The sequence below is a fragment of the Paenibacillus ihuae genome, from assembly GCF_001368795.1.
Lineage (GTDB): Bacteria > Bacillota > Bacilli > Paenibacillales > Paenibacillaceae > Paenibacillus_AQ > Paenibacillus_AQ ihuae.
Genome location: NZ_LN831199.1, coordinates 247566 through 249291 on the forward strand (window position 1 = coordinate 247566; position 1726 = coordinate 249291).

General features: G+C 49.8%; 2 protein-coding genes. Both read right to left on the minus strand.

All coding sequences use genetic code 11. The features are described 5' to 3' along the window. The coding region (locus tag AQR02_RS34705) for a hypothetical protein (RefSeq protein WP_245237649.1) at positions 1 to 183 on the minus strand (183 nt) is incomplete at its 3' end. A 214-nt stretch (positions 184 to 397) separates the two neighbouring features. Then, the coding region (locus AQR02_RS20775; RefSeq protein ID WP_054942345.1) for an ABC transporter ATP-binding protein at positions 398 to 1726 on the minus strand (1329 nt) is incomplete at its 5' end.

A 1726-nucleotide genomic window follows, 5' to 3' on the forward strand; every position in this document is an offset into this window, starting at 1 on the left:
CTGCTCTGCAACAGCAGCTGCCCGGACGGACTGAGCGGTTTCGGGAAGATTTTGCGCATTGTTCAGCACCTGTGAATTTACGGAAGGCCAAAGAACTGTAAGGATCCCCACCAGCACAATCCATATCAGCAGAGTGATCCATTTTGTAGTACGGCCTGCCACCCATTTCCCGTAGCCCGACATTTTATCAATCCCCTCTTTACCCCGGTCCTCAAAAATGAGCCGCGGGTCATTTTATTACCCTTATCATATATACCCTAAAATTTTTAAGCAAATCTTTTTTTCTGATACAAGAAACGCCCCTCTGTTTTAGTAGTATAGTTCTACTGTAAAAACAGAAGGACGTTCGTCCTTTGTGGTAACTATTCAGATTAAATCGGGTTAGGCAGCTCTATCTTTAGCCTGCATCCGGCAGGTCATCGCCTGAGAATTGGCTGTTGTAGAGATCGGCATAGAATCCGCCCTGTTCCAGCAGCCAGGCATGCGTACCTTTTTCAATCACACTGCCCTGGTTCATCACCAGAATGAGATCAGCGTCGCGGATGGTTGACAGGCGGTGGGCAATAACAAAGCTTGTTCTGCCGGTCATCAGCGTCTTCATCGCTTTCTGAATCTGCACTTCGGTCCGGGTATCTACGCTGCTGGTCGCTTCATCCAGAATCAGAATCGAAGGATCAGCCAAAATTGCCCGGGCAATGGTCAGCAGCTGCTTCTGTCCTTGGGAGATATTGGAGGCTTCCTCATTCAGGATTGTATTGTAGCCGAGCGGAAGTGTCCGGATAAAGTGATCCGCGTGCGCAGCTTTGGCAGCCCGGATAACATCGGCTTCGCTAGCGCCTTCCCGGCCATAAGCGATATTGTCGCGGATGGTGCCATTGAACAGCCAGGTGTCCTGCAGCACCATACCGAATTTGCTGCGCAGCTCACTGCGCTTCATGTCGGTAATATTCACACCGTCGATGATAATCTCTCCGCCGCTAATTTCATAGAACCGCATCAGCAGGTTGATCAGCGTCGTTTTACCGGCACCGGTCGGTCCTACAATCGCAATCGTCTGTCCGGGACTGACATCAATGTTCATGTCCTCGATCAGAATCGCATCCGGTTTGTATCCAAATTTCACATGGCGGAACTCCACAGCACCTTCATCCGCGCCTTTGGCCTGCTTCGCCAGGGAGGCTGAAGTCTCAGGCACTTCCTCTTCTTCATCCAGCAGTTCAAAAACACGCTCTGCTGAAGCAATCGTTGATTGTATAATGTTGGCGATATTCGCTGTTTGGGTAATCGGCATTGTAAACTGTCGCGAATATTGGATGAAGGCCTGAATATCACCGACTTCAATAACCTTCTTGGTAACAAAAATCCCGCCGACCACACAGACCAGCACATACCCCAGATTCCCGATGAACATCATCAGCGGCATGATCATTCCGGACATGAACTGGGAACGCCAGCCGGAGTTATAAAGGTCATCATTGATTTTATTGAACTCGTTAAGCGATTGCTGCTCACGGCCGAAGGCTTTTACAATCCGGTGACCGGTATACATTTCCTCCACGTGGCCGTTTAACTGGCCGAGCGATTTCTGCTGGCCGATGAAATAGCCCTGGGAACGTTTGGTGATCGCCATAATAACTGCAAAGCTAAGCGGCAGGGTAACTATGGTGATCAGAGTCAGCCAAGGGCTGATCGTCAGCATCATGATGATAACGCCGATAATGGTCAC